General features: G+C 37.5%; 24 protein-coding genes. 7 read left to right on the forward strand and 17 right to left on the reverse strand.

What is annotated here, in order from left to right; all coding sequences use genetic code 11:
- Positions 1 to 220: 220 nt before the first annotated feature.
- Positions 221 to 928, forward strand: a complete 708-nt coding sequence (locus N7548_RS07540) for an SOS response-associated peptidase (protein ID WP_263608858.1) — start codon at positions 221 to 223, stop codon at positions 926 to 928.
- Between the two features lie 132 nt (positions 929 to 1060).
- Here the strand turns inward: N7548_RS07540 and N7548_RS08985 are convergent, their stop codons facing one another.
- Positions 1061 to 1414, reverse strand: coding sequence for a transposase (locus N7548_RS08985; protein ID WP_373425188.1), 354 nt, complete (start codon positions 1412 to 1414; stop codon positions 1061 to 1063).
- Between the two features lie 187 nt (positions 1415 to 1601).
- Here N7548_RS08985 and N7548_RS07545 point away from each other — a divergent pair, with 187 nt between their 5' ends.
- Positions 1602 to 2873, forward strand: a complete 1272-nt coding sequence (locus N7548_RS07545) for an RNA-guided endonuclease InsQ/TnpB family protein (protein WP_263608859.1) — start codon at positions 1602 to 1604, stop codon at positions 2871 to 2873.
- A 67-nt stretch (positions 2874 to 2940) separates the two neighbouring features.
- Here the strand turns inward: N7548_RS07545 and N7548_RS07550 are convergent, their stop codons facing one another.
- The 3 genes from N7548_RS07550 to N7548_RS07560 all read right to left on the reverse strand — a co-directional run bounded on the left by N7548_RS07550 (position 2941) and on the right by N7548_RS07560 (position 6758).
- The gene (locus N7548_RS07550; protein ID WP_263608860.1) at positions 2941 to 3804 is read right to left on the reverse strand and encodes a DegV family protein; all 864 of its coding nucleotides are present in this window, start codon (positions 3802 to 3804) and stop codon (positions 2941 to 2943) included.
- Between the two features lie 129 nt (positions 3805 to 3933).
- Positions 3934 to 5544 carry an NAD(P)/FAD-dependent oxidoreductase gene (locus N7548_RS07555; protein ID WP_263608861.1) on the reverse strand — a complete coding sequence of 537 codons (1611 nt, stop codon included), beginning with the start codon at positions 5542 to 5544 and terminating at the stop codon, positions 3934 to 3936.
- A gap of 8 nt (positions 5545 to 5552) precedes the next feature.
- Positions 5553 to 6758, reverse strand: a complete 1206-nt coding sequence (locus tag N7548_RS07560) for a BaiN/RdsA family NAD(P)/FAD-dependent oxidoreductase (protein WP_263608862.1) — start codon at positions 6756 to 6758, stop codon at positions 5553 to 5555.
- 156 nt (positions 6759 to 6914) lie between these two features.
- Here N7548_RS07560 and N7548_RS07565 point away from each other — a divergent pair, with 156 nt between their 5' ends.
- Entirely contained in the window at positions 6915 to 7298 is a 384-nt protein-coding gene (locus N7548_RS07565; protein WP_263608863.1) for an ECF transporter S component family protein, read from the forward strand.
- Positions 7280 to 7810 carry a DUF2085 domain-containing protein gene (locus tag N7548_RS07570; protein ID WP_263608864.1) on the forward strand — a complete coding sequence of 177 codons (531 nt, stop codon included), beginning with the start codon at positions 7280 to 7282 and terminating at the stop codon, positions 7808 to 7810. Before N7548_RS07565 ends, N7548_RS07570 begins: the two co-directional genes overlap by 19 nt.
- Before the next feature lie 20 nt (positions 7811 to 7830).
- Here the strand turns inward: N7548_RS07570 and N7548_RS07575 are convergent, their stop codons facing one another.
- The 7 genes from N7548_RS07575 to N7548_RS07605 form a co-directional block, all read right to left on the reverse strand.
- Positions 7831 to 8487: a DUF2161 family putative PD-(D/E)XK-type phosphodiesterase gene (locus tag N7548_RS07575; protein ID WP_263608865.1), complete on the reverse strand. Its 657-nt coding sequence runs from the start codon at positions 8485 to 8487 to the stop codon at positions 7831 to 7833.
- A gap of 266 nt (positions 8488 to 8753) precedes the next feature.
- Positions 8754 to 10118, reverse strand: a complete 1365-nt coding sequence (locus N7548_RS07580) for an aldehyde dehydrogenase (protein ID WP_263608866.1) — start codon at positions 10116 to 10118, stop codon at positions 8754 to 8756.
- A 71-nt stretch (positions 10119 to 10189) separates the two neighbouring features.
- Complete coding sequence (locus tag N7548_RS07585; RefSeq protein WP_263608867.1) at positions 10190 to 10537, reverse strand: hypothetical protein; 348 nt, start codon at positions 10535 to 10537, stop codon at positions 10190 to 10192.
- 111 nt (positions 10538 to 10648) lie between these two features.
- Entirely contained in the window at positions 10649 to 10996 is a 348-nt protein-coding gene (locus N7548_RS07590; protein ID WP_263608868.1) for a rhodanese-like domain-containing protein, read from the reverse strand.
- Between the two features lie 120 nt (positions 10997 to 11116).
- A complete protein-coding gene (locus N7548_RS07595) occupies positions 11117 to 13441 on the reverse strand; it encodes a glycoside hydrolase family 2 protein (RefSeq protein WP_263608869.1) in 2325 nt (774 codons plus the stop codon).
- Positions 13428 to 15767 carry an alpha-galactosidase gene (locus tag N7548_RS07600; protein ID WP_263608870.1) on the reverse strand — a complete coding sequence of 780 codons (2340 nt, stop codon included), beginning with the start codon at positions 15765 to 15767 and terminating at the stop codon, positions 13428 to 13430. Before N7548_RS07600 ends, N7548_RS07595 begins: the two co-directional genes overlap by 14 nt.
- An 85-nt stretch (positions 15768 to 15852) precedes the next feature.
- Complete coding sequence (locus tag N7548_RS07605) at positions 15853 to 17067, reverse strand: iron-containing alcohol dehydrogenase (RefSeq protein WP_263608871.1); 1215 nt, start codon at positions 17065 to 17067, stop codon at positions 15853 to 15855.
- A gap of 101 nt (positions 17068 to 17168) precedes the next feature.
- On the opposite strand from N7548_RS07605, the gene N7548_RS07610 reads away from it, so the two are divergent.
- Positions 17169 to 18398: a M48 family metallopeptidase gene (locus N7548_RS07610; RefSeq protein WP_263608872.1), complete on the forward strand. Its 1230-nt coding sequence runs from the start codon at positions 17169 to 17171 to the stop codon at positions 18396 to 18398.
- 31 nt (positions 18399 to 18429) lie between these two features.
- Here the strand turns inward: N7548_RS07610 and N7548_RS07615 are convergent, their stop codons facing one another.
- Together N7548_RS07615 and N7548_RS07620 are read right to left on the reverse strand one after the other, a co-directional pair.
- The gene (locus tag N7548_RS07615; protein ID WP_263608873.1) at positions 18430 to 19311 is read right to left on the reverse strand and encodes a phosphatase PAP2 family protein; all 882 of its coding nucleotides are present in this window, start codon (positions 19309 to 19311) and stop codon (positions 18430 to 18432) included.
- A gap of 94 nt (positions 19312 to 19405) precedes the next feature.
- Positions 19406 to 20698 carry a WG repeat-containing protein gene (locus N7548_RS07620; protein ID WP_263608874.1) on the reverse strand — a complete coding sequence of 431 codons (1293 nt, stop codon included), beginning with the start codon at positions 20696 to 20698 and terminating at the stop codon, positions 19406 to 19408.
- Between the two features lie 149 nt (positions 20699 to 20847).
- Here N7548_RS07620 and N7548_RS07625 point away from each other — a divergent pair, with 149 nt between their 5' ends.
- Together N7548_RS07625 and N7548_RS07630 are read left to right on the forward strand one after the other, a co-directional pair.
- The gene (locus N7548_RS07625) at positions 20848 to 21810 is read left to right on the forward strand and encodes an alpha/beta fold hydrolase (protein ID WP_263608875.1); all 963 of its coding nucleotides are present in this window, start codon (positions 20848 to 20850) and stop codon (positions 21808 to 21810) included.
- A gap of 89 nt (positions 21811 to 21899) precedes the next feature.
- Complete coding sequence (locus N7548_RS07630; protein ID WP_263608876.1) at positions 21900 to 22256, forward strand: hypothetical protein; 357 nt, start codon at positions 21900 to 21902, stop codon at positions 22254 to 22256.
- Between the two features lie 91 nt (positions 22257 to 22347).
- Here N7548_RS07630 and N7548_RS07635 read toward each other — a convergent pair whose 3' ends face one another.
- From N7548_RS07635 to araD, 4 genes are read right to left on the reverse strand one after another with little or no spacing between them, the layout of a single operon-like run.
- Positions 22348 to 22620, reverse strand: a complete 273-nt coding sequence (locus tag N7548_RS07635; protein WP_263608877.1) for an HPr family phosphocarrier protein — start codon at positions 22618 to 22620, stop codon at positions 22348 to 22350.
- Positions 22613 to 24337: a phosphoenolpyruvate--protein phosphotransferase gene (ptsP, locus tag N7548_RS07640; protein ID WP_263608878.1), complete on the reverse strand. Its 1725-nt coding sequence runs from the start codon at positions 24335 to 24337 to the stop codon at positions 22613 to 22615. The genes N7548_RS07635 and ptsP overlap by 8 nt, the downstream gene beginning before the upstream one ends.
- On the reverse strand, positions 24337 to 25182 hold the full coding sequence (locus N7548_RS07645) for an L-ribulose-5-phosphate 3-epimerase (RefSeq protein ID WP_263608879.1): 846 nt from the start codon (positions 25180 to 25182) through the stop codon (positions 24337 to 24339). The genes ptsP and N7548_RS07645 overlap by 1 nt, the downstream gene beginning before the upstream one ends.
- The gene (gene araD / locus N7548_RS07650) at positions 25179 to 25871 is read right to left on the reverse strand and encodes an L-ribulose-5-phosphate 4-epimerase AraD (protein ID WP_263608880.1); all 693 of its coding nucleotides are present in this window, start codon (positions 25869 to 25871) and stop codon (positions 25179 to 25181) included. The genes N7548_RS07645 and araD overlap by 4 nt, the downstream gene beginning before the upstream one ends.
- Positions 25872 to 25881: the final 10 nt, after the last annotated feature.

The raw sequence follows: 25881 nt of genomic DNA on the forward strand, positions 1-25881 counted from the left end.
CAGTAACATTTAAATCTCTTTCTAATCCATTCAACCTTTTTTAATCATGTCCTCTTATCACCTAAACAACCGTTTTCGTGATATTTTTTTTATTCTTTACTGCTTGACATATTTACCGGTTGCTTAATTCTATTATAGCGGAATGGTCGCTATTTAGATAGACCAATAAATCATCGGAAACCGTTTCACCATGTTATAATATCCCTAAGGAAGTGATAGCATGTGTGGTCGATTTACGATTGCTGTATCCTTAGATGATTTAAAAGATTATTTACATGAAACCTATGACATCGAAGATATTTCTGATCAAATCACATCCCCTAGATACAACGTTGCACCAGGTCAAGACATCATTGTGGTGCTATCGGATCGTGTAAAGTATCGTGTGGGTTTAATCAAGTGGGGTTTTGTCCCACCGTTTTCAACCGATGAAAAAGTGGGTTATATGATGATTAATGCGAAGTCTGAAACCCTGCATGAAAAAAAGGCCTTTAAGCCTTCGTTTGAAACCAAACGCTGCGTCATCATCGCGGATGGCTTTTTTGAGTGGGCTCAAAATGAGCGACTCAAACAAGCGATGCGAATTACCGTTAAAAATCAAAAAATATTCTCGATGGCAGGGCTATGGACTACCTGGACCAAACCCGATGGTTCAAAACTATATACATGCACGATTATTACCACCGCTGCGAATAAACAAATGTCTAAAATACACGAACGTATGCCTGTGATTTTGGATAAAAAAGCCGAAAAGGTTTGGTTAAATCCTGACAATGTCGATTTAAATCAATTGAAAAAGCTACTAAACACCAATGAAGCCTTAGATTTATCGATTTACCCAGTTACCAACGCGATTGGATCACCCGCTTTTAACACCATGGAATGCATTTCACCCATCAAAATAAATGAAGCCCCTAGTTTGTTCTAGGGGTTCGTTTTTTATTTACTAGCCAACTATTTAAGATTAGTCAAGATAAAAGAAATAAATAGTGGTTAGGATACTATGGCATACTAAAAAGAATGCTCAATGGCACATCTAGGTCTTTGGAATTTAAATATGTTAATGAGTATTCAATGAATAAGTAATGTTATTCTTCAAGATAGAACGAATAACTCTTAAAAGTTTTTTCGTAACGTGACCAATAATGACGCGATGGCGTTTACCCTCAGATTTCTTTTTGAGGTAGTAAGCTTTAAAAACTGGATCAAATTTAACAACTGCCTGTGCAGCTTGATAAATCGCCCATCTTAAAATGGATGAACCTCGTTTGGATATTTTATAACTACCTTCAAAGTTTCCTGACTGATAAACCGACGGATCCAAACCAGCATATGCAAGAAGTTGATCATCGGTTTTGAAGCGATGAATATCGCCGATTTCAGCGAGAATAATCGCACCGGTTGTATAAGCAATGCCAGGAAAGTTCGTCTTTTATTGTTCTATCTTCTAACAATTGATTTGTGACTTTTATAAAATTTTCTAGAATACCCCGTTTAAAACACCCTCTTTCACGACTTTCTATATAATTAAATATACGTATAAAATATATATTTATAGACTATTTATGGTATAATTTAAGTAGGAAAGGAGGACATCAATAATGCCTTATAAAGCCCTAAAAACAAGACTCTATCTTAATCCAAATCAACATCAGTTTCTATTATCATTGATGCGTGCTTCAAGAAGTCTCTATAATCAAGCACTTTATAATGTGAGACAACATTTTATCAAAACCAATGGGTATTTATCCTATAACGATAATTACCAATTACTGAAAGATAGTGAACATTATCGTTATTTAAGTACGACTCAAGGTCAAATGGTCATTCGTAAGGTCGATGAAGCGATGAAAGGATTCTTTGGATCTTTAAAGTCTAAGGTTAAACAAACCATTAGACTACCTAGATATTTAAAGAAGGATACCTACTATCCACTTTATGACCGAATGGTCTATAAACCTGATGATAAAGTCTATACCTTACCTAGAAGTAACTTTATTAAGAAAGTATCGAAAGAACTAGAAAAGGATTCAAATCAGATTCATAAACATACATATGAGTTAAATGAAGTAGACGCTTTATCTCTAGACATCCAAACACCAGAATGTATCCAAACCAAACCAATCAAAGAAATCACCATCAAGTCCTACTATGATGGCAAATACATTGAAGTGGTTTATGTCTATCTAGATGAAACTCCTAAAATAGAAACCAAAGATTATACAGAAATCATGGGGATTGATTTTGGGTATAACAACCTAGCTTTTTGTTCAGTCACGAATAATGAGCACTTATTGTTAGACGGGAAAAGATTAAAGAGTATGAATCAGTTTTATCATAAACGAATCGCGAAACTAGCGAGCATTAGACCCAATCAAAATGACTTAACAAAACAAATGATTCGTCTAATGGATAAACGTAACCATCAAATGGATTATGGAATCTATAAAGCAGCTAAACTCATTATCCATCACGCAATAGAAAACAAAGTAAAACAGATTATCATTGGTTATAACGATACCTTCAAAGATGAAAGACTATCAGATACCTATAATCAATGGACCAAAAGTATACCAATCGCGAGACTTAGAGATCGAATCATCTATCTAGCAGAACAGCTAGGTATTGAAACCAAAGTAATCAATGAAGCGTACACGTCAAAAGCTTCATATCTAGACCAAGAAGAATTCGTGAATGGTGATTTCTCTGGAGTAAGAATCAAAAGAGGTTTATATAAGAGTCAAAAAGGCACTTTGATTAACGCCGACCAAAATGCCTCATTAAATATGATTCGAAAAGGTAATCCCGATGCCATATGGATAGGGAATAAGGGTGTGAACACACCTAAGCGTACATACCTATTTGGTATATAGTCGCTTTAAATAAGACGAGTTAAATCGTTAAGAGGTATATATCATAAGTCATTCTGTAAAGGGTGATTTATTCACCTCTTTGTTCTTTGACTCTTCTCGCTACATAAGCGAACATTTGTGGTCCAGTATGAATACCTAAGACTGGGGTTAATGCTGAGATATTTAAGTTTCTGACATTTAAAGCCTTAGACATCATTGAACCGAGTTGAGATGCTTTTTCCAAATCATCGCCATAATGAACGGTTAAATCGATGAGGCTATCGCCAAACTTCTTAATCATGAGGTCTTTCATGTTTAATAATGATCTTTGCATACCAATGGCTTTACTTAAAGTGACATACACACCATCATTGTTGACAGTGATGACTGGTTTAATGTGTAAGATATCACCAATGGTACCTTCAACTTTACCGATTCTACCACCTTTTTTAAGATACTTAAGGGTATTGATGGTGTAAATCGCTAATGAATCTTCAAAACGACATTGGTCAAGGGCTTCAAAAATTTGATGTGGTTGTTTACCCGCTTCGATGAGTTCTAATGCGTATTCAACCAAGTAGCCTTGTCCTGCACCCAAGGTCTTCGTGTCATATTGGTGTACAATGACACCACTGACTTCATGTAAGGTTAGTCTAAAAGCATTGTAAGTGCCTGACAACCCAGACGAGATGTTGATGACCAATACATCGGTATAGCCATCTTTTTTGACATTTTCGATCGCCGCTTCAAGCGCACTCATTGGTGGCAATGAAGTCGAGAAATTTCTTTGATCGATTTCTTTGTAAATCTGTTCTGCTGTGATGTCGATTTGATCACGGAATTGTTCGCCATCTCTAACGATCATCAACGGAATCACTTGTAGGTTTTTGTGTTTTTCCACAAAAGCTGGGTTTAGATTTGAACCCGAATCGGTAATGACTGCAATTTTCATACATTTTCCCCCTATATAGTCATAAAGAATAATATTTTATCTAGTTTTCATAACTAGATTATCATGTTAACGATATTTTGTCAATTTCTTTACACTTAAATAACATTTGAAAATGAAAAAAAGCCATTTTTAATGGCTTTTTTGGTATGTTTTTATGATCATTTCGGCTTGTCTGATGCCATCGATGGCGGAGGACATGATACCACCTGCGTAACCAGCACCTTCACCCATCGGGTATAACCCTTGAATATTCGATTGTCCCGTATCGTCTCGATTGATGCGAATTGGTGAAGAACTTCGCGATTCAACCCCAGTCAAGACAGCGTCATCCATCGCGAAACCTTTAATCTTTCGATCGAAATCTAATAAGGCTTCATGGATGGTTTGATGGATATATTCCGGGAAGAATTGTTTAAAGTTAACAAAGGTATAACCAGGTTCATAAGTTGGTTTAACAGAGCCGACTTTTTGAGTGGTTCTATTATTCAAAAAGTCACTTACAAGTTGTAAAGGGGCTTTATATGACCCACCGGCCAGTTGGAATGCTTTTTGTTCAAATTCTCTTTGAAAATACATACCCGCGAGTGGATGATCCGAGTTGAAATCCTCCGGCATTACATTGACCAATAAAGCCGCGTTCGCATTTTGTCCGTCACGTCTCGATTCGCTCATCCCGTTGGTTACGACCCCATTGGGTTCAGAAGCTGAACACATCACATACCCACCAGGACACATACAAAACGTATACGCACCACGGCCATTGTTACTCTTATAACTGAGTTTATAATCCGCAGCCCCTAAGTTGGGCATGGTATGAAATTTACCATATTGTGATTCGTTGATGAGGACTTGAGGGTGTTCAATACGAACGCCTACAGAGAAAGCTTTTTGGGTAATATGAATGCCTTGTTCATACAACAGTGTGAATGTATCACGAGCACTGTGTCCAATGCCCATCAAACATACATCTGTTTCGATACGATTGTTATTATTGACGATGACTGCGGATAAAACACCTTCATTAAACTCTAGTTTTGTTACCTTTGAATGGAATCTAACTTCACCACCAAGTAGCGTGATTTCTTGTCTAATCGAGCGGATGATGCCTTTCAATATATCGGTACCCACATGTGGTTTGTTGATGTATAAAATCGCGGGGTCTGCCCCATGCTTAACCAAGGCTTCCAAAACATAGCGACTTCTTAAATCGTTCACGAGTGTGGTGAGTTTACCATCTGAAAATGTACCTGCACCACCTTCACCAAATAAGATGGTTGCGTCTTCATGGAATTCACCAGTGGTTTTAAAATGGTCCCAAAGTTTGGTACGTTCATCGACATCTAACCCACGCTCTAATACAATGGGTCTGTAGCCTCTTCTCGCGAGTAACAATGCACTGAATATACCTGATGGTCCAAATCCAATGATGACTGGTCGATGTTTGAGTGTTTTATCACCCATTTCTACTTCATGATATGCACTGTCTGGAGAAATCATGAGATTAGGGTATTTTTTATCGACCAAGTTTTTCTCGTATGGCAATTCGATATCGATAGAATACACAAAGATTACATGGTCTTTCTTTCTCGCATCAATGGCTTTTTTAAAGATGGAAAAAGACTGAACATCGTTCTTTTTGATGCGATACTTATCATAGATATAATTCAGGATAGCTGCTTTTTCTAATTCTAATGTTATTGCATCCTTCAATTCAATTTTAATTTCTGTAATTCGAATCATGAGTACCTCTATTGGGTTGCATGAAGGCCTGCAACATAACCTGAGCTCCAAGCCCATTGAAGATTGTATCCGCCGCATAGACCATCGATATCGATGATTTCGCCAGCAAAGTATAAGCCTTTTGATTTTTTAGATTCTAACGTTTTTGGTTGGATATCGTTCACATTGACACCACCTGCGGTCACTTGGGCTTCTTCATAGCCTTTCGATCCGGTGACTTTAAACTTCATCGATGTGAGCAATTGTGCCAATCGTTTGATCTGCATTGGATTGAGTTGTTCGATGGTGACATCTGCCATTAAACGCGCTTCTTTTAAAACGACAGACACCAGTTTTCGATTGATTAATCCAAGTAATGCCAATTCAACCGGCAGATTCTTTAAATCCATCAAACGCTCTTCGATATCGGTTGGATTAAGTTCAGAGACCAATTTCACATCCACATAGATGGTTTGATGGTCTTGTAAAAGTGCATTCGCTTTTCTGGATAATTGTAATATGGTTGGTCCACTGATGCCGTATTTGGTAAATAGTATGTCGCCAAACTCGGTTTGAATGATTTGATTTTGATGTATTAAGGATACAAAGCCTGGAAATTTAACCCCATCCAAAACTTTAAGATACGGTGAGTCTAGTTTTAGTTTCACCAAAGCTGGGAAGAGTGGTGTAATTTCATGACCCAAATCCTTCGCGATTTGATAACCTGTCCCATCACTGCCGGATTGCGGGAGTGCAAGTCCACCCGTAGCCACAATCAATCGGTCACAATGATAAGTCTCGCCTTGTTGGTCATATAAGACGAAGCCTTGGGTTTCTTTGTGGGCTGATAAAATGACTTTTTCATAAATCACTTCAATACCCAAGCGTTTGATTTCATAGATCAGTACATCGGTGATGCTGGATGCTTGTTCAGATAATGGATAGGTTTTTCCTAAGTCTTCAATCTTTGGTGTAATACCTAAAGACTTGAAAAACAAGAGTGTTTCGCTGGGGCTAAACGAGTCGAAAACACTTTTAACAAAGGCTGGATTATTATAGTGAATTGGTAGCGCATCGACATTGGTGAAATTACAACGACCATTGCCGGTTGCGAGAATTTTCTTACCTAGTCTTGCATTTCGTTCTATGATGGTGACATCTGCACCATGACGTTTCGCAATGATGGCAGCTACCAGTCCACTGGCACCACCACCGACGACGATGATTTTTTTCATAAGAAACAACCCCTTCAATCGGATTAATTATAACATATTTTCATATAAATAGGCGATGAACCCAATTTTTATATAATAGTGAAAATAATTTAAAATGTTATGTTTACATCTCTCGCTTTAATTGTTACAATTATGTTAAGAAAAGAGGTATTCGATATGGCACATTGCAAAAACTGCGGTAACTTAGGCAACATTGACTCGAACTTTTGTCCGAATTGTGGTGAACCCCTAAATCAAAAAGCAGCACAACAAAAGAAAGACAGTGGAAACAATGAAATCTATGGTGATTACAATCCAAACTTCAACAATGCGGGCAATCCAAAAACATCCACTTCTTACGAAAGTGATACAACCACAACACTGTTTTGTATCCTAGGCTTTTGTTTTCCAATCGTAGGGTTGATTTTGTATCTGGTCTTAATGAACGATAAACCAGCGAGTGCCAAAGCTGCTGGTATTGGTGCATTAATTGGATTCATCCTCGGTGTATTGGGTTCACTCGCAAGCTTTGGTTTACAGACATGGCTAACACTCATTTAAAGAAATCTAAAGCCATCTATTTCATATTCATCACTGTTCTATTCTTTCCAACATTTATATTATCATTCCAATCTGATGGGGATATTTTTGATGTCAATTTTTTCCAAACCACAGCGTATTTTCTATCGAGTTACGTCTTATTGTTAACTGTTCTGGGTTCTTTATTCAAGAAACCCTACGTGACCATCTTTTTCGGGTGTCATGATCACTGTGAAAGACGATTCCATAAACTACACAACGTATTGCCCATCTGCGGCAGGTGTACTGGTATCTATTTTGGGTTTTTCATAGCCATCCCATTATCTTATTTGAATATGCCATTCTATTGGTTTATACCATTGGGTATACCACTGGTCATTGATGGTTTCATTCAAATCAAAGGGATTCCAAGCACCATGAATAGACGTTTGATCACAGGTATTCTATTTGGTCCTGCCATGGTTTCATTGTTTGGATTATATAACGCCTTGATTGTGTATCTAGTAGAAAGAACATTCATCATTTACGACTAAAAAAGGGCAGGGCCCTTTTTTTATTTTTGAATTTCCTCTATAGCTTTGATACCCATTAAACTCAATGTATAAATGCCTCGGTCTACTTTTTTAAACCAAAGATAATAGTTTTTTTGTAAGATATTTGGCGTATCTATAATGCCTGTATAGGCTTTGATTTCTTTTGGTGATTTTTCTTTAAACTCGTATAGATACTGGGCAATTTTTAAGACTTTCTCACGATAATGTGTCATTTTTTTACCCTTCATTCCGCCGATATTTTCATCGCTTTCGCGGAGTGAGAATTCCTTTAATAGCGCCTGTTTCTTGCGTGAACTTTGTGCACGACTCTTGGATAAATCAAAGCCTTCAGATTCCATGAACAAACTGGCTTGATCTTTAGTAACGCGAATCAAACCGATGTCCAGTCTTTTCAATAAATAGACAAAGGAGCGGAGGTTTGCTTGATGGCTTTTGATGGCTTCCTTTGGTAAAGCTATATACACTTTATCACACAGTTTTTGGCGATCAACGGCTTGATAGATTAATTTTAAAGATACTTTTGTTTTCAGTTCTACAGCAACCGTATAATGGTCTTTCACACCAAATACATCAATGTCCTTGATTTCACCTTTCACTTGATACCCTTTAGATTCGAGCAATTTTTTAACAGGTTCGTATAATTCTTTTTCTTCCATAGTGATCACCTGAATTTATTATAATCCATTCTACCGATAAAAAGCCTCCTTAATTAAACCTGTAATTTCTTTAGCATAATGTGTTTATCATCTGTTATTGAAATGTATCTCATCAAAAATTCCTACTTTTATTAGAATGGAAAATGAGAATTTTCTAGCATGTTTTCATAAGAATCCCAATAAAAAGATTATGGTTTACTAGCTTTATTATGAAAAAAAGAGATTTTCAATATCTTCATAGACGGTGAAAATCTCTTTATAATACGTTATTTTAATATGCGTCTTACGATTTTATCAGACATCTTTGAAATCGGATGGTATCGCATTGGTAGGTCCACACGTATCGATCGAATCAAGACTGATTTTTCATGTGTGAATGTATTGAAACTACGGATACCATGGTAGTTACCCATACCACTGTGACCGACCCCACCGAAGCCTAAATAGTGACTAGCAAAATGCATCAAGGTATCGTTCACTGTACCACCACCAAAGCTTAAGGCACCAATGACTTTGTCTTGGAATGCTTTGTTGTTGGTGAATAAGTAGAATGCTAAAGGCTTATCTTTGGTTCTTAGGGTATCAATGACATCATCGATGTTTTGATAATCAATCAGAGGCAATATCGGTCCGAAAATTTCTTCTTGCATGACTTTGGAATCGAATGTGATGTTGTCTAAAATCGTTGGTGCTATTTTGATGCCATCGGTTTTGCCACCTAAGACAATCTGTTCATTTTGGGTGAGTCCCATCAAGCGCTCTACATGTCTTTGACTGATGATTTTTGGATAATGTGCAGCGGCTAAAGGGTCATCTCCATAAAAGGATTTCACTGCTTTTTGGTAGTACTGGATGAAATCCGCTTTTAATTCCGGTCTAATCAAAACATAATCGGGTGCGATACAGGTTTGCCCCGCATTGATGAGTTTACCAAAGGCGATGCGTTTAGCTGTCATTTCGATATCGGTTTCTAAATCGATGATGCATGGGCTTTTGCCACCCAATTCTAATGTGATTGGTGTTAGATTTTCAGATGCTATTTGCATGACCTTCTTACCCACTGGAATGCTACCAGTGAAGAAAATATGGTCCACTTTTTCGTGTAATAATTGTTCTGCCAAGGTTGCACTACCTAAGACCGTTGTCACAAACTGAGGTTCAAATACGCTCTTAAGCATTTCATCGATAACTTTAGCGGTTTGTTCTGAAGATGACGATGGTTTGACAATCGCCGTGTTCCCAGCAGCTAATGCACCCACCAATGGATTGATGGCTAGTTGAAATGGATAATTCCAAGGGGATAAAATCAAAACCGTCCCGAGTGGATCTCGATATAGCATGCTTTTGGCTTTGAATAGTACCAAGGGGGTTTTCACCCTTTTTGGCTTCATCCAATGTTTGAGGTGTTTAATTGCCTCTGTAATCTCACTTAAAACCAAGCCAATCTCTGTTAAAAAAGCTTCTTCCTTGGATTTACCAAGGTCTGCATAGAGTGCTTCATAGATTTTCGGTTCGAAGTTGATAATCGCTTCTTTAAGCGATTTTAATGCCTTAATGCGATGCTCATATGTTTTTGTAACACCTGTATGATAATATGTTTTTTGTTGAGAAACCAACATTGTAAAGTCCATCTTGATCCCGTCCTTTGATGCTATTGTAACATGAAGTATTATGATTGTAATTGCAGATACATACTATTGTACTAAAAATTTCCGCTTAACCACTCAAGAAACCAAAAAAACAATTGGACGATTAATCGTATACCGAAGACACTAAGAAAGATAGCGAAGAATGCGATTCGATAGGCTTTTAATCCGTGTGGGCCTTCTGGCTTTACTTGATCTTCCTTCTCATGAGAAATGGGGTTAAAATAGTCGTCCTCTACAACTGTATTTTTTTCTTTTTTAACACGTTTAGGTTTTGGCTTTTCTTCAGGCATAGTATATGTACTTGAAGTTTGATTTTCAAATGGATCATTTTCAACATCAATAATGGATTCAAACGGGTCCTTTTCTTCACCCATTAAGCTCTTATTTTCATCATCAATCATCCTTAACACCTCCACTTTTTAATAACTTTATTATACACCTTTTCTAGTTCATTTAAAGATTTTTTTTGAATTTTTTTGAATTAACAAATAAAAAAGCACAATCACTGTGCTTTATAAGTCAGATTCTGTTTCATATGGCCAAGTTTGAATACCACCTAAATCATACACCGAAGTATAATTTAATTTCGCCATATGTTCTAATGCTTGATACGACAAAATGCCTTCATTACAGTAGAGTACATAAGTTTGGTATTTATCCGGGTAATCATTCTCCACATTTTTAATCAATTCTTCGATTGGATAATGGACCGCGTTAGGGATTCTTTTTTGATGAAATTCATAAGCGCTTCGCACGTCGATTAAAACGATGTATTCCCCGTCTTCAACTTTTTGAGCGTAGGCTTTTGGCGATAAATCATTGGCGTATTTGCCTTTAAAATGAACTTGGAAAAAGGACATGTTACTCACCTCAACATGATTATAAAACATCCCGTTCTAGACTGGAAATATAATGCTTATTTGGATATTTCTATTTTGTTTAATTATAAGATGAAAACGGCTTAAAATAGCCGTTTTCATCTATATTACTTGGATATTTTTAGTGAGCGTGATGCCTTCAAAGTGTACCAATACTTTGGCTTCTCCCAATCCTTTAGAACGAATGTATATCGCACGAGAGCCAGCATTTAAGTTTGAAATACTTGGACTAATTAATTCAATCGGACCTTCGGTTTGAACCACAAATCCATCCATGGCGAAATCAAGTGTTTGACCACTCGGGTTGGTCTTTCTTACAACTAACCTTAAAACATCATAGGTCTCTGCAATCACCATCGTATCATCGCCTTCAAGATGATATTCTGTTGACTTGAGTGATTCAATGGATTCCTTTAATACACTTATGCCATCGACATAACCTTCAAAGGTATATATCGTTTCTTTTGACCCCCAACCACTGGTGTACTCAAAGAACATTCTGACACCGTCGTTCAAGGATAAATGGTACTTTTTAAGCAGCCATAACATCTGAAGTTGACTCCAAATCGGTAGGTGATTGCCATCCTTTTGAATCTTTCTCAAAATGCGTTTGGTTTTCTCAGCATCTTTTTCTTTCATGTGTTCTTTTTCCATCAACGTTTTTCCAATGAAATCGGAAATAATGATGGGTGGGTGTGGCAGATATTTATAGTGTTCAACGTCAGGATAATACGTATCAATCAACGTATCGTTTCGATAAAGTTTAATGTAATCCACATTCGTAAATACCACGACTTTTTCTAAAAAACCACCTGCATATTCACCATTTTGCATGGTCGATGTGATTTTCATGAATGGGGTATTCATGTGTTGAGATTGATACCCATAGGCAGCGAGTTTTGGTAATCGGTCCATGTCTAAGACCCCATGATAACAAATTTTATCCCCTGAACCAAATTCTTTGTGGGTGTTGTAGTCACTCATACACCAACCGATGGCTCCCGCAACAGGTTCATTTGGATTTAAAGCCGCATTCAAGACATTCATGTGTCTAAGCGCGTGGTCAACGCGTTTAGATTCTGGATCGAACTTTTTGGTTGGAAACATATGGCCATTGTGTTCTGTGACCAAATATGGGACTGCTTTGGTGATTTTAGATTTTGGTAAGATACCTGCATTGTTGCCTGTATGTGAAAAATCGTTATAGGTATAAACATCTTCTAAGAACTCTGATTTCGCGAAATTTCTGACCCCACCGGTAGGTCTACTCGGATCCAGTCTTCTCGCTAGTTCATTGGAACGGGTATAGAAATCATGGTGGTCTGGTGATTCATTGATCCTGACACCCCAGAGGATAATCGATGGGTGATTACGATCCCTCAGAATCATTTCCTCTAATGACTGTAGAGCGTTGTGAATGAATTTTTCTTGCCCGATGTGTTGCCACCCAGGGAGTTCTTCAAACAACAATAAACCAATCTCGTCACAACGTTCGATGAAATGTTTAGATGGTGGGTAGTGTGAAGAACGTACGATGTTCAATCCCAGTTCATATTTTAATATGTCTGCGTCTTTTTGTTGAAGACGTTTGGGCATCGCATACCCCACATATGGGTAACTTTGATGACGATTTAAACCCCTGAGTTTTAATAATCTGCCATTTAGATAGAACCCTTCCGGTTTGAACTCAAAGCTTCTAAAACCAAATCGAGTAGCCACCTCATCCGTCTCTACCATTGTTTTTAATGTATACAGATTTGGGGTATCCAAATCCCACAATAGCACTCGTTCGGGTTGATGTTTGATGATGTGTTTGGTATTTTTGGGTAGTGTCACTTCATAAACCATTTGACCTTTCGGATCGATGAGTTGAACCTGTAGGCTTGCTTCGAGTGACAGCGTTACTTCCGCGGTAAAAATGGAACGTTCAGACTGAATGTAGACATCTTGAATATGGATGGGGTCTTTCAGGATAAGGGCGACTTCACGGTATATTCCGACATAACCTAAATAATCCACTACCCCACCAAATGGGGGTGTGTCTGGGTCTTCAATCCCATCGACAACAACAAAAAGTTGATTCATTTCACCATAAACAACATAATCATTTAAAATGGCTTCAAATGGCGTATATCCGCCAATATGTTTTGTAACAAAGCGACCATTCAAATAGACACTGGCTTGATGAGCAACCCCTTCAAAACGTATCGAGATGATTTTTCCTTCAAGGGTGGATTCAATGAAAAATTCTTTATGATAACTAAAGACTTGTTGGGTGATGGTTTCATCAAAATAGTGATAAGGTAACTTTACCCCTTCGTGAGGAATGGATACCAAAATGGATTGTGTTGGATCAAAGGTTTCGATGTCTTTTAAATCAAATGGTTTAAAATACCAACCATCATTCATGTGTCTAATTTCTCTCACTGACGTCACCTACTTTTCGGATGATGTATAGCTGTGAACCAAAGTCACCAAGGATTCTGGTTTGATCGTTATAGTACGTACCACTGAATTGTTGTTTGAGTGGCATACCTTGCATAAGTACTGATCCTGATGTGGTATAGGACTCTGTGGCGTTATTCAACTGAATGTATTTTGAAATGGTATGCATGATGACTCCATTAGGATTGAGTTTGATAGGTAATGCATGCGCAATCAAATGACCAAAGCGACCAATCGGTAGTGTTTGTTGGATCGATGTAATCTCGTAAATGGCATTCGGATTTAAATCTTTGACGGATAGCACATCTGGATTTGGCGATGCGTGGTATAAGGTTTGGTAAAAACCTACAATGTGTGTATCGACTAAAGAGACTTGCCAAAGTTTTAAATTGTCTCTGATCGTGTTATATCGTTTGAATGTCCCTTGTTGAAACACATTTTGATAGGACTTATACAGCACGATTTGACGTTTAATTTCCTTGAGTTCTGCTCTAGTTAAATATTTTAAATTTAATTCATACCCAAGACAGCCCATGGCAGCGACATTGAACCGTGTGGATAACGGTGTATTTCTTAGGGTTTGTGCATGAGGTGCCAACGATACATGACAACTGATTGTGGATGGTGGATAAAAATAGGATAACCCTTCTTGAATATCGAGTCTTTCAATCGGGTCAGTGTTGTCAGAGGCCCAAATATATGGGGTATAGGATAACATCCCTAAATCAAAACGATTTCCACCACTTGAACAAGATTCAATCCAAAGGTCTGGATACTTTTGTCGTAGTGTATTTAATATATCATAAAGCCCAAGGATGTAGTCAGAATAGAATGTGCCTGGGTTTTTGATGGCGTAAGATGTCGCGTCTGTGATGTGTCGATTCATGTCCCATTTGATGTAATCCAATTTTGTGGATTCAATGATTTTGGACATTTCACTCACAATATATGTTCTCACATCGGGGTTGCATAAATCTAAGACCCATTGGTTACGTCCTAAGGCAGGGGTTCTACCTTCTATATGAATGGCCCATTCTGGGTGTGTTCGATATAAATCACTGTTCGGTGAAATCATTTCTGGTTCAAACCACAAACCAAACTGTAATCCCAATTTATGAATCGCGTTGGCTAATTTTGTTAAACCACCTGGAAGTTTTTTGAGGTTGACATGATAATCACCTAAAGATGAGGTGTCATCGTTCCGTTTGCCAAACCACCCATCATCGAGTACAAATAACTCGACGCCAAGTTGTTTCGCTTTTTTGGCTAGCTTTAAAAGTTTGCTTGCTGTAAAGTCAAAAAAGAAGGCTTCCCAACTATTGATGACAACCGGTTTTAGTTTGTGTTTGAATTGCCTGGGTGTGATGTGTTTTTGAACAAAGTCATGAAAGTTTTTTGATAACCCATTGAAGCCTTGTTTTGAAAAAGATAGAATGGCTTCTGGTGTTTCAAATTGATGGTTTTTCTCTAATGGATAATGGAATGCTTGTGGGTGAATCCCGTTCATAATTCTCATGATGCCGTGATTTGAGACATGCACTGCTTGATAATGATTACCACTATAAATGAGGTTAAAACCATAACAAGCACCATAGTCTTCATGGGTACCTTTTTTGTATACCATGAATCCAGGGTTGACACGATTGGAGGATGCGCCTGTGGTCGATTCATGGATATAGGTACCTACCAATAGAGGTCTAATCTCTTTATGGGTTTCTTTGATCCAACCCCCTTGTAAAGTCATCAATTCGTAGTCCATTTCTGGGATATCAATCATCATCGACATCACCTTGCGTAAATGAATGGTTTCATCTTTATTATCGATGATCATTCTACGACCAATGATGTTCGTTGAAGCGTATATGGTATAAATCAGTTGGATTTCGACATTGAACTTGGTGTCTTTCAGTGTGATGATTAAGGATTCAATGTCATCTGCGGATTTACCAACCGGTAAAACACCAGAAGGCACAATCCCTAAAACAACTTCGTGTTTTTGATAGATGAAATCCGTAACAAATGTTTGATCGGGCATTTGGATTTCAAGCGGGGTTAATCTAAAATCGCCTTTGCCAAACTCCGACATTTCGAGCGGTAAGAAGTCCAAGTTGGTTTGTTGATTGTTTTGTTCATAGAGGATTGCACTGCCGAGGCCTGCGGTGGGCTTAAAATGCAAGGCAGAAAAATCACCATCAGGGATAGCTTCTCCAAAGTATAAATGCTCCAACTTACTGGTTGGTGTCACTGAAAAAACATAACTCAATGTGTCTGTTTTTAAGTGAAAGTAAGGGTAATTAATTAAAATCATTTGCCATCTCCCCATTTCTATATATCGATTGTCTAGTTTAATTATAACGCAATTTGATTGAATCAAAAAAAAGAAAAAGCAGATATTACTCTGCTTTAGGCTCAACTTTCATTATGGCGTTGAATAAAACTTTAAAATCCATTTTACTAAGAATTTTTGGTACAGGGTAAAGCGGATTAGATTCCTTATAAGCATTTCGAATCATCGCTTCCACATCTTGTTTATGGGGTACTTCGATTTGAGTTGGTATCCCAAAATAGGCATTCAGTTTTTCAATCCAGTCGATGAAAGCTTTCATCTTCATCCCATTCGATACATTGGTATCTGTGAGTTTAAGTAAATCGGATAGTTTCGCTAGTTTGGATTCTGCTGTTTTACCATAAAATTTTAATACATGTGGCATGATGATGGCATTCGCATACCCATGAGGTACTTGATAAAATCCACCAAAGGTGTGCGCGATTGCATGGATGTTACCAACATAGGCTCTAGTAAATGCAGCCCCAGCCTGGAATGAAGCTTTAAGCATGCCTGCTCTCGCAACCAAATCGTGGGGTTCATCGACGCTATTCTTTAAGTGTTTTTGAATGCCTAGAATGGCTTCTTCCGCCATCTTATTGGTGTATTTTGTACCCCCATGTCCAATATAAGCCTCTACAGCATGGGTTAATGCATCCATGCCTGTGGTTGCAGTAAAGAATTTCGGTAAGTTTTTAATCAGTTTAGGCTCTAATACGGCCACTTTAGGCATAATGTTCAAATCACTAATTGCATATTTTTCATGTGTATCTGGATTAGAAATTACAGTTGCTATGGTGGTTTCACTCCCCGTACCAGCGGTGGTTGGTATCGCAATCAGATACGGTAATTTTTTTCTCACTTTTAAAATCCCCTTCATCTTGTGAAGTGGTGTGTTTGGTTTTATAACTCGAATACCGACGGCTTTTGCAGCGTCTATCGCTGAGCCACCACCTAACGCAATCAAAGCGTCACAACCCATACTTAAATACTGTTTATATGCTTTTTCAATGGCTTGAACAGTTGGATTGGCGGGTGTTTCATCAAATATAGTAAACTGAATAGAATCCATTTGTATCACTTTTAGTACTTCTTCTAATAGACCTGCTTTTTGAATGCCTTTGTCGGTAACGATGAGGTAATGCTTATATGGTAAAGTGGTTAACTGTTTTTTGAGTAGGAGTAGACTGTCTGGTCCTTCTAAAACGATGGGTTGTTTCCATGGTAAGACTTTTGAAACCCATTTGAGGACAAATTGAACGATTCGAAACAATACTTTCATGAATCTTTCACCTCTTTATATCGTTATTATATCACATGGACATGTCTGTTTTTGTAAAAGTGTCTTTTAGGTGTTATAATCATCCTAAGGATGTGATATAGATGAAACTTATAGTTTTATTGATTATTATGGTCGTATTTGTATTCGATACAACCATTTCTGTTTTAAACTATCGTAATCGTAAGGCTTTAATGCCCGAGTCAGTAGAAGATATTTATGATCCAGAGAAATACCAAACATGGTTGAAGTATAACATGGCAAATTTCAAGTTTGGTATGATTACATCGGTGATTTCTACCCTACTTCTTTTACTATTTTTGTCATTCAATTTCTTTGGTTGGTTAGAAGGTGCTGTTAATGATTTAACCGCTTCATTAACGCTTCAAACTCTGCTCTTCATGTTCGTGTTTTATGTCATTACACTCTTGATTAACCTTCCCCTTAAATACTATCAAATATTTAAAATTGAAGCCACATTTGGATTCAACAAAATGACCCCTAAGTTATTTTGGATTGATACCTTAAAAGGTTTTATATTGACCATCGTATTGGGTGGCGGTTTGATTGCGTTACTGCATTTCATATTTAGACAATTTGAAGACAATATGCTTTGGTTCATGTTGTTTAGCTATATCTCTTTGGCAATCATATTGGTTCTCATCTACTTCTTACAAAAATATTTCATGCGCTGGTTTAATAAGATTGAACCGATGGCAGATAGTCCATTAAAATCGGAAATCGATGCACTTGGTGCTAAATTAGGGTTTGAAGTGAAGAAAATATTCGTTCTCGACGCTTCGAAACGTTCGACTAAACTCAATGCCTACTTCAGTGGCTTAGGCAAACAAAAGGAAGTTGTTTTGTTCGATACGTTGATTGAAAAAATGTCTTCTGAAGAAATTTTGGCTGTGCTTGCCCATGAACTTGGTCACGCAACTCACAAAGATACGACCAAAGGGTTATTCAGAACTCTTTTGTTGTTATTAGTCTATGTAGGCTTATTGACATTCATATTATTAACACCAAGTTTATTTACTGCATTTGGATTAACCGGTGTTCATTTTGGATTCACAATCATTTTGATGATGGTTTTATTAGAACCGGTGGAAATTCCAATCAGCATTTATATGAATTACGCTTCGAGAAAAGCTGAATTCCAAGCGGATGGTTTCGCAGCGAAAAATACGTCTAAAGACGCGATGGTTTCAGCATTAAAGAAATTGACCATTGAAAACTTCGCCAACTTAACCCCTCATCCGCTTTATGTGTTCATCCATTATAGTCATCCACCAATCTCACAAAGAATTGAATCAATTCTAGCAGAAAACTAAGAAAAAGGCACTCCATTGAGTGCCATTTTTTTTAGGATTGGTATTTTCCAAATAGTTTTTTGAAGACCCACATCGCACCTAACGATAACCAAACCGTTAAGATAAAGTAGCGGAAACCATCTAAAACTAAATCCAATTGAGTTAAGTTCAAATCGTCATTGCCACTATATGGGAAGACCAATTTTAGACCTTCTTTGAGTAATAACGCAACAATAATCCCAATCGCATATTTCGCAATTTGAATTTTCAATGGGGCTTTGACTTCATATTTGACATATCTGAGTTCTAAATCATAGCCTAACGTTAAACCAATCATCGAAGCGATAGCCACATAATAGTTTTTATCAACGATGAAGAACGCGCCTAAAATCATCAAAGGTATTAAGTAATAAACCAATTTTATTGGGTTAATTTTGACTTTAGGAGCTAGGTAAATAAATGCGTAATAAACCAATACCGATACTGCAAGACCAGCGATCACATCGGTTAGATAATGTTGACCTAGATATACTCTCGCAATCATGACCAACACTACGATGGTAATCAATAATGTTCTCACCCATTTTTTTAGTGAACCATAACGTTCATTGAGGACCAATGCCATCGCACCAGCATTTTGTGCATGTCCGGATGGGAAAGAATAGCCATAAGTTGGTTCGGTCACCGAATCAACCGAAGGTAATGTATAAGGTCTTGGACGCTTAATTAGATTTTTAAGGGTATCATTCACAGCGACTGAGGTTAAGAAAATCATCATGAAGCGATAGCCATAATGCTTATTGACGATCCACCATAAAATTGAAGCCACAACAAGAAATACCAATTCATCGCCAAATTCATTGAAAATTAGGAAGAAAAAATCCAGAAAATCACTCCTAAAACTTTGGAAAAACTCTACAATACTTAAGTCCATATATGTTCTCCTTATTTATCTTATTTATAGCATAACATATTTACTTTTAAGTTCAAACCATTTGCTTTTAATTGAAAAAAAAGATATCCTGGCTTTACGCCAAAGGATACCCATTTTCATTTAAATTATAAGAAAAACATACATTTACATACATTGGTTGGACAAGTACGTCGTATTTTGGATTTAACAACCCATAATAATCATATCGACGCATCAAGACATACCCATCTGATCCCTGATAGAGTGATTGATATACATAATCAATCACCACTTCATTTTTTGAATTGATCATACCGCTAGCGTTGTACTCACGATTCCCGGTAATGAACAAATCATCAGAAACCACTTGAAAAACATTGCCAGAATCGAGGACTATTTCTTTTTCGTCGATATAGATGTGTTGCATATTATTGGTACTGGTTTGAAGTATATAGTGATCTTCATAATCGATGGTGGTTCGATAAAGTTGACCTTCATTGACTTTACTGGTGATGACCTCACCATTGGATTTGTAATATAAAAATGTGTCAACACCATTCAGAATCGCATGCACATAATAACCATCAACATCATTGATATCATCGAAGACTGTATCAACAAACAATGTGCCATCGGATTTGTACAAATAACTGCCTGATGTTGTAGTTACGCCATAAATCGGGCAACTACCTTTGATGCTAACGACATTATCGATGATTTTGTTGTTCAGTTTATCAATTAAGTAGAATTGGTGTATTGTCCCCTCTAAAATCGTGACTATCGACTTATCATCACAATTGAAGTCACTCACACCACGATATTGATAATCAATCATAAGCTCGTTTTTTCGATTGATGTATCCAAAGAGATTGGCATTGGATACTGCTGCGTAACCATTTGAAAATGGTTTGGCTTTTTCATAACTAGGTTCTATGACGATTTGACCTTCTGTATTGATATAACCGTATTGATCATCTTGTTTAACAACGGCCAATTCTTCGGAAAAAGGTTGGATTTCATCATAAATGAGATCGATGATCTTTTTCCCATCGATACCAAGAAGGCCATATTTTCCATTGTCTTCAACAATGAAGAGCATTGTTTGATCATCTCGATAAATGCTGTTATAACCTTGTTCAAGGATGAATTCTCCTTGTTTATTGATGAGATTGGCTCGGTTTTGATCATCAAGAACAATGGCTAAACCTTGATAAAAAGCGGTTGCGCCATAGAATTGATACGGAATAACGAGATTGCCTTTGGTGTCAATATACCCCCATGTTGTCCCACTGCCTGTGGTAACTGCCAACAAATCTTCTTTAAAGATATCGTGACTTTCATCCACCGGATTTTGCTCACATCCGGTTAACAATAATAACAATAATACGAAGATAAGTATCTTTTTCAATGAATATCACTTCCTTATTAATTTTTATAATACCACTTAGAGTTTACAATTTCTATCATTAATTAACATTTTATTTTTAATCTATTGTTCTGTGAAACATTGATTATTGAATCAAAATACTATATAGTAAAGTCAAGAGGTGGTATATGATGATAAAATGGCTTAAGATTATTGGTATCTCGTTTTTAGTGTTACTAGTCGTCTTTATTTTGGTGTTTTATCGACGTGACTTGAGTGAAACACATGTAAAAGCCGACTATTTAACGGAGTATTCTCACCTGATCAACCTTGAAATAGAATCTCTTGAGGGTACACCTTTAGAAATTGATATTCATTACATGGACATGGGTGAATCCACCGATCCAGTCATCTTGCTTTTCCATGGTGCATTTTCCTCCTCACACACTTTCATCCCTTGGGCAGAATCGTTAGTTGAGGTGGGTTATCGCGTCTTATTGATGGACTTGCCATATTTTGGACTATCGGGTGCATTCGAAGACGATGTGACCTCATATCGTCGGAGCGCAGCGGTAGCGTTTGAACTGTTAGAAGCGTTATCGATTGATGCAGTTCATATCGGTGGTAACTCTTTAGGGGGTGCTGTCGCATGGTATTTTGCTGGTGAATACCCTTTAAAAACCAATTCTTTGATATTGATTGATGCCGTACCACCAAACCTCGATACGCGTAATGGCAATGGATTCTTGAGAAACCCATGGGTTGCAGGTATTGTCAGTCAGTTCACCCCAAGATTCTTGTTAAAACAAATCCTTAGGAGTGCTTACGGGGATATTTCAAAATTGGATGATGAAACGATTGATCGCTACTACAATATACTAAGAAAAAAAGATACCAGAAAACACATCTTAACAACGACTCAAGAAGATATCGAATATGACGTCGAAAGACTTGAAATGATCACTGCACCTACTTATGTCATGTGGGGTGCAAAGGATACATGGATTTCGGAAATATACAGTGTCATTTTCGTACTTTCCATGGATATCAGTAATGAAAATACCATCACTTTACAAGGTGTAGGGCATTTACCGATGGAGGAAGCACCAAATTCTGTCAGTTATTACATTGAATTTTTAGATCGAATCGATTAATTTTTTATTACAATCATTTTTAATAAGCAATAAACAATACATTCATCCTGTATTTGTGCTACAATAACCACACTAAAGGAGGACTATCAATGTCATTATTCATCACTATTTTAGGTATTTTAGCAGCCGTATTCTTCGTTTTAGCAGCAACCAATGGTTTAAAACCTTACATCAAACACCCATTGGTATTGAAGATTGCAAAACAACACCGTTTGTTTGGGATGGCAGCAGCGTTTACAGCACTTGTCCATATGGTGGTTGCATTAAGCAATGGTCAATTACGCATCACAGGTGGTTTGGCTTTATTAGGCATCATGACCACTGGTATGCTTGGGATGTTATTCTTTGAGAAGAAATCCAAAGCTTTATACATTGCTCACCGTATTGCAGGCCCAGTCACTTTCGTTTTAATCCTCATTCACATCATTTTAAATAGCAATTACTAAAAAAAGACCCATTGTATGGGATCCCTTGATTTACCAATATCGTTTGGATGGGGATTTTCATACTTGAGGGTCTTTTTTATTTTATTTAAATTTATTCGCCTAAGCCACTTTCAATCAACGCACATAAGGTTTCGACGGCATTTACTTCATCTTCACCTTCTGCTTGAAGTTCTACCAAAGTATCTCTCTTTATCCCTAACGATAATAGAAAAATAATGGATTTCGCATTGACAAGTTTTGCTGGATTATCAGTTTTCATGATTTTGATGGTGGACTTGAAGGTATTCGCTACTTTAACGAATTCAGCCCCTGGTCTAGCATGTAAACCCGATGGGTTGGTTACTAAGACTTGTTTTTTAGTCATGTGATGCCTCCTGTAATGTTTTTTGTACGAGTTCAATGACTTCTTTTTCTGTTTCTAAAGTCACTGCTTTTTGAGCCAACGATTTGAATGTATCCATGGTATGGTGCACAATTAAATGTTTAATCGGTGCGAGTGAACTCTTGCTCATGGATAGTTTCTTCATGCCTAATCCCATTAATATCGGTGCAGCAATCAGGTCACCACCGAGTTCTCCACATACCGAGATGGGTTTACCTGCGGCGTTAAAACCATCAATGGCCATTTTCAGTATACGAATCATACTAGGTGAGTAACTTTGATAATAGCTAGATACCAGTGGATTCATACGATCGACTGCCGATAAGTATTGGCATAAATCGTTAGTACCGATGCTTGCGAAATCAACGGCTTTCGCAACATGATCAATCACCAATATGATTGATGGAATCTCAATCATGACACCAATCTTCACGTCTTTAGAATAAGGTATCTGTTGTGAATCCAGGTCTGATTTGACTTCTTCGATGACTGATTTGATCTTATGAATATCATCCATCGAACCCACCATGGGAAACATTAACCATAAATTACCATGCACGCTCGCACGATAAGCCGCTTTTAATTGGGTCTTAAAGATATCCAAATGTGCGAAACATAGTCTGACTGCTCTTAAGCCTAAAAATGGATTCTCTTCTTTTGGCAATGCCATATAGGATAGTGTTTTGTCACCACCAATATCCAAGGTTCTTAAGATAACAGGTTTACCTTTGAAACCTTCTAGTGCACGTTTGTAAACTTCATATTGTTCATCTTCTGTAGGTAAATGCGTGTTTTCCATGTAGAGAAATTCGCTTCTAAATAAGCCTATCCCATCGACATAAGGTTCTAAAGCAATCTCTTCTTTGGATGCGGAACCAATATTCAAAGTGACATCCACTTTAATGCCATCTTTGGTAATAGGGGTTTTGTCCAAATACGTTTTCAAAATGTTTTGTTGCTCAAGATGTCGTTTTTTGCGTTCGATATAGTTTTGAATAACCGCATCCGTTGGATTTAAAATGAGTTCATTGCTCAATGCGTCCACAATGAGGGTATCCCCATCATTGTAGGTTTTCATCGCGTCTTTAACCCCTAAAATAGCTGGGATTTGATAACTCTTCGCGATGATGGCTGTATGTGAGGTTGGACCACCGACTTCCGTCACAATGGCTTCCACCATGTTACGGTCTAAGGTTGCCGTGTCAGATGGGTATAAATCGAGTGCAACCACAATGGTTTTTTCAAACAATCTGGATAAGTTTTTTTCAGGTACATGATAAGCAATTCTTAACAATCTATTTTTAACATCTTTTAAATCGGCGATACGTTCTCTGATGAGATCATCATCTACCGTCTCAAGCATTTCAATGAACATTTTATACGCTTCATCGATGGCGTAAATGTGTCCGTAGTGTTCGGTTTTGATAAAGTTTTCAATCGTTTCGGCCATCGCGACATCGTTGATGATTTCTAAATGGGCTTCAAAGATTTTATGTTTTTCATCCTGTTTCGATATTAATAGCTGGACGATTTGTTCAATTTCTTGATTCGCTTTGGCTTGAATATCAAGATAGTCTTGATAGGTTTGTTCCACCATTGTATCTTCAATGATGGTTGGTTCAACTTGAGGTATGAATTGTTGGTAAATCAATACTTTTCCAATACCAATGCCTTTTGATACCGCATGTCCTTTTTCCATTATTCAAGCACCCCTTCGATGTGTTTTCTTAAAAATTGACTGGCTTGTGATAATCGTGTTTCCCAATCTTCATTTCCAGTATACCAAAATTCGCCGACAAATAGTCTCACACCACAATCAGCCAATGCTTGAATGCACACAGGATAATTGGTGTGTCCTTCACCAAAATTGAGGTTTCTAAAGATGTTTGGTTTGGTTTCTTTTAAGTGACCGGCAACGATGTGTCCTTTACCAAAAATGATGTCTTTTGTTACCAAATCGGCTTGTCCTTGTTGGGCATTGGTTAAATTACCCACATCAGGATAAATTTTTAAATAAGGGCTGTCTATTAATTGGACGTAATACATCGCTTTCTCAACGGTGTTCATGAATGGGGTCTCCATCGTTTCGAAAGCGAGTATTACACCGTAAGTTGACGCCATAATAATCGATTGTTTTAAACCTTCGATGAAATAAGCTTTGGTTTGTTCATTCGAAGGCAAATAATACTCATCATAACCTGCAATTTGGATGTATCTTACACCCAACTTATGAGCTAAAATGATGGCTTTTTCCATGATTTTCAAACTGGCTTCACGGATTGCTTTGGATTCTGAACCTAGTGGATATTTTCTGTGACCCGATAAGCAAATGGATTGAATGAAGCAATCTTCACTCCTTAGGGTTTCTTTGATGATATCAATAGAGGTGTCATCCCAATCCAAACGGGCCAATTTTTCATTGGTTTCGTCGATCGATAACTCAATGAAATCAAACCCATGTTTTTTGGTTAATTGGATTTTTTGATGAAAACTCAATGTGTTCGGCATCGCCTTTTCATAGAGACCTAACTGATACGTTTTCATTTCTTTTGACCATAGTAAGCATTTTTACCATGCTTACGATTGTAGTGTTTATCAAGTAGATATTGTGGGATTGGATTTGCGGTTGGATTCAAAGTTAACGTGAGATAGTTCATTTTCGCTACCTCTTCTAAGACCACAGCGTTATGAACGGCTTGGTCTGCACTCTTACCAAATGTGAAGACGCCATGACCTTTGAGTAGGATACCAGGGGTGGCGAGAATGTCTTTATCCTCAAATATTTGGACAATCAATTTGCCTGTATATTGTTCATAATCCACATCAATTTCAGATTGGTGCAAAATTCTCGCACAAGGGACAGTGCCATAAAAATAGTCTGCATGTGTGGTACCAAAGGCTTCAATGGTTTTGCCTGCTTGTGCAAACGCAGTAGCGTAAGTGCTGTGAACATGGCAAATGCCTTTCACTTGTGGGTAGGCTTTATACACTTCTAAATGGGTCTTGGTATCCGATGAAGGATTATAAGTACCTTCGATGATATGTCCATCGAGGTCTAATACCACCATATTGTTTTCGGTCAAATCGTCATAATTCACACCGGACGGTTTGATGACGATGTAGCCCGTTTCTGGATCTCTTTCGGAAACATTGCCCCAGGTGAACTTCACCAGTTCATGCTTAGGCAGTGCTTGGTTCGCTTTTAATACATTCGCTTTTGTGTTTTGAAGCATTGAGATCCCT

The sequence above is a fragment of the Paracholeplasma manati genome, from assembly GCF_025742995.1.
Lineage (GTDB): Bacteria > Bacillota_I > Bacilli_A > Acholeplasmatales > UBA5453 > Paracholeplasma > Paracholeplasma manati.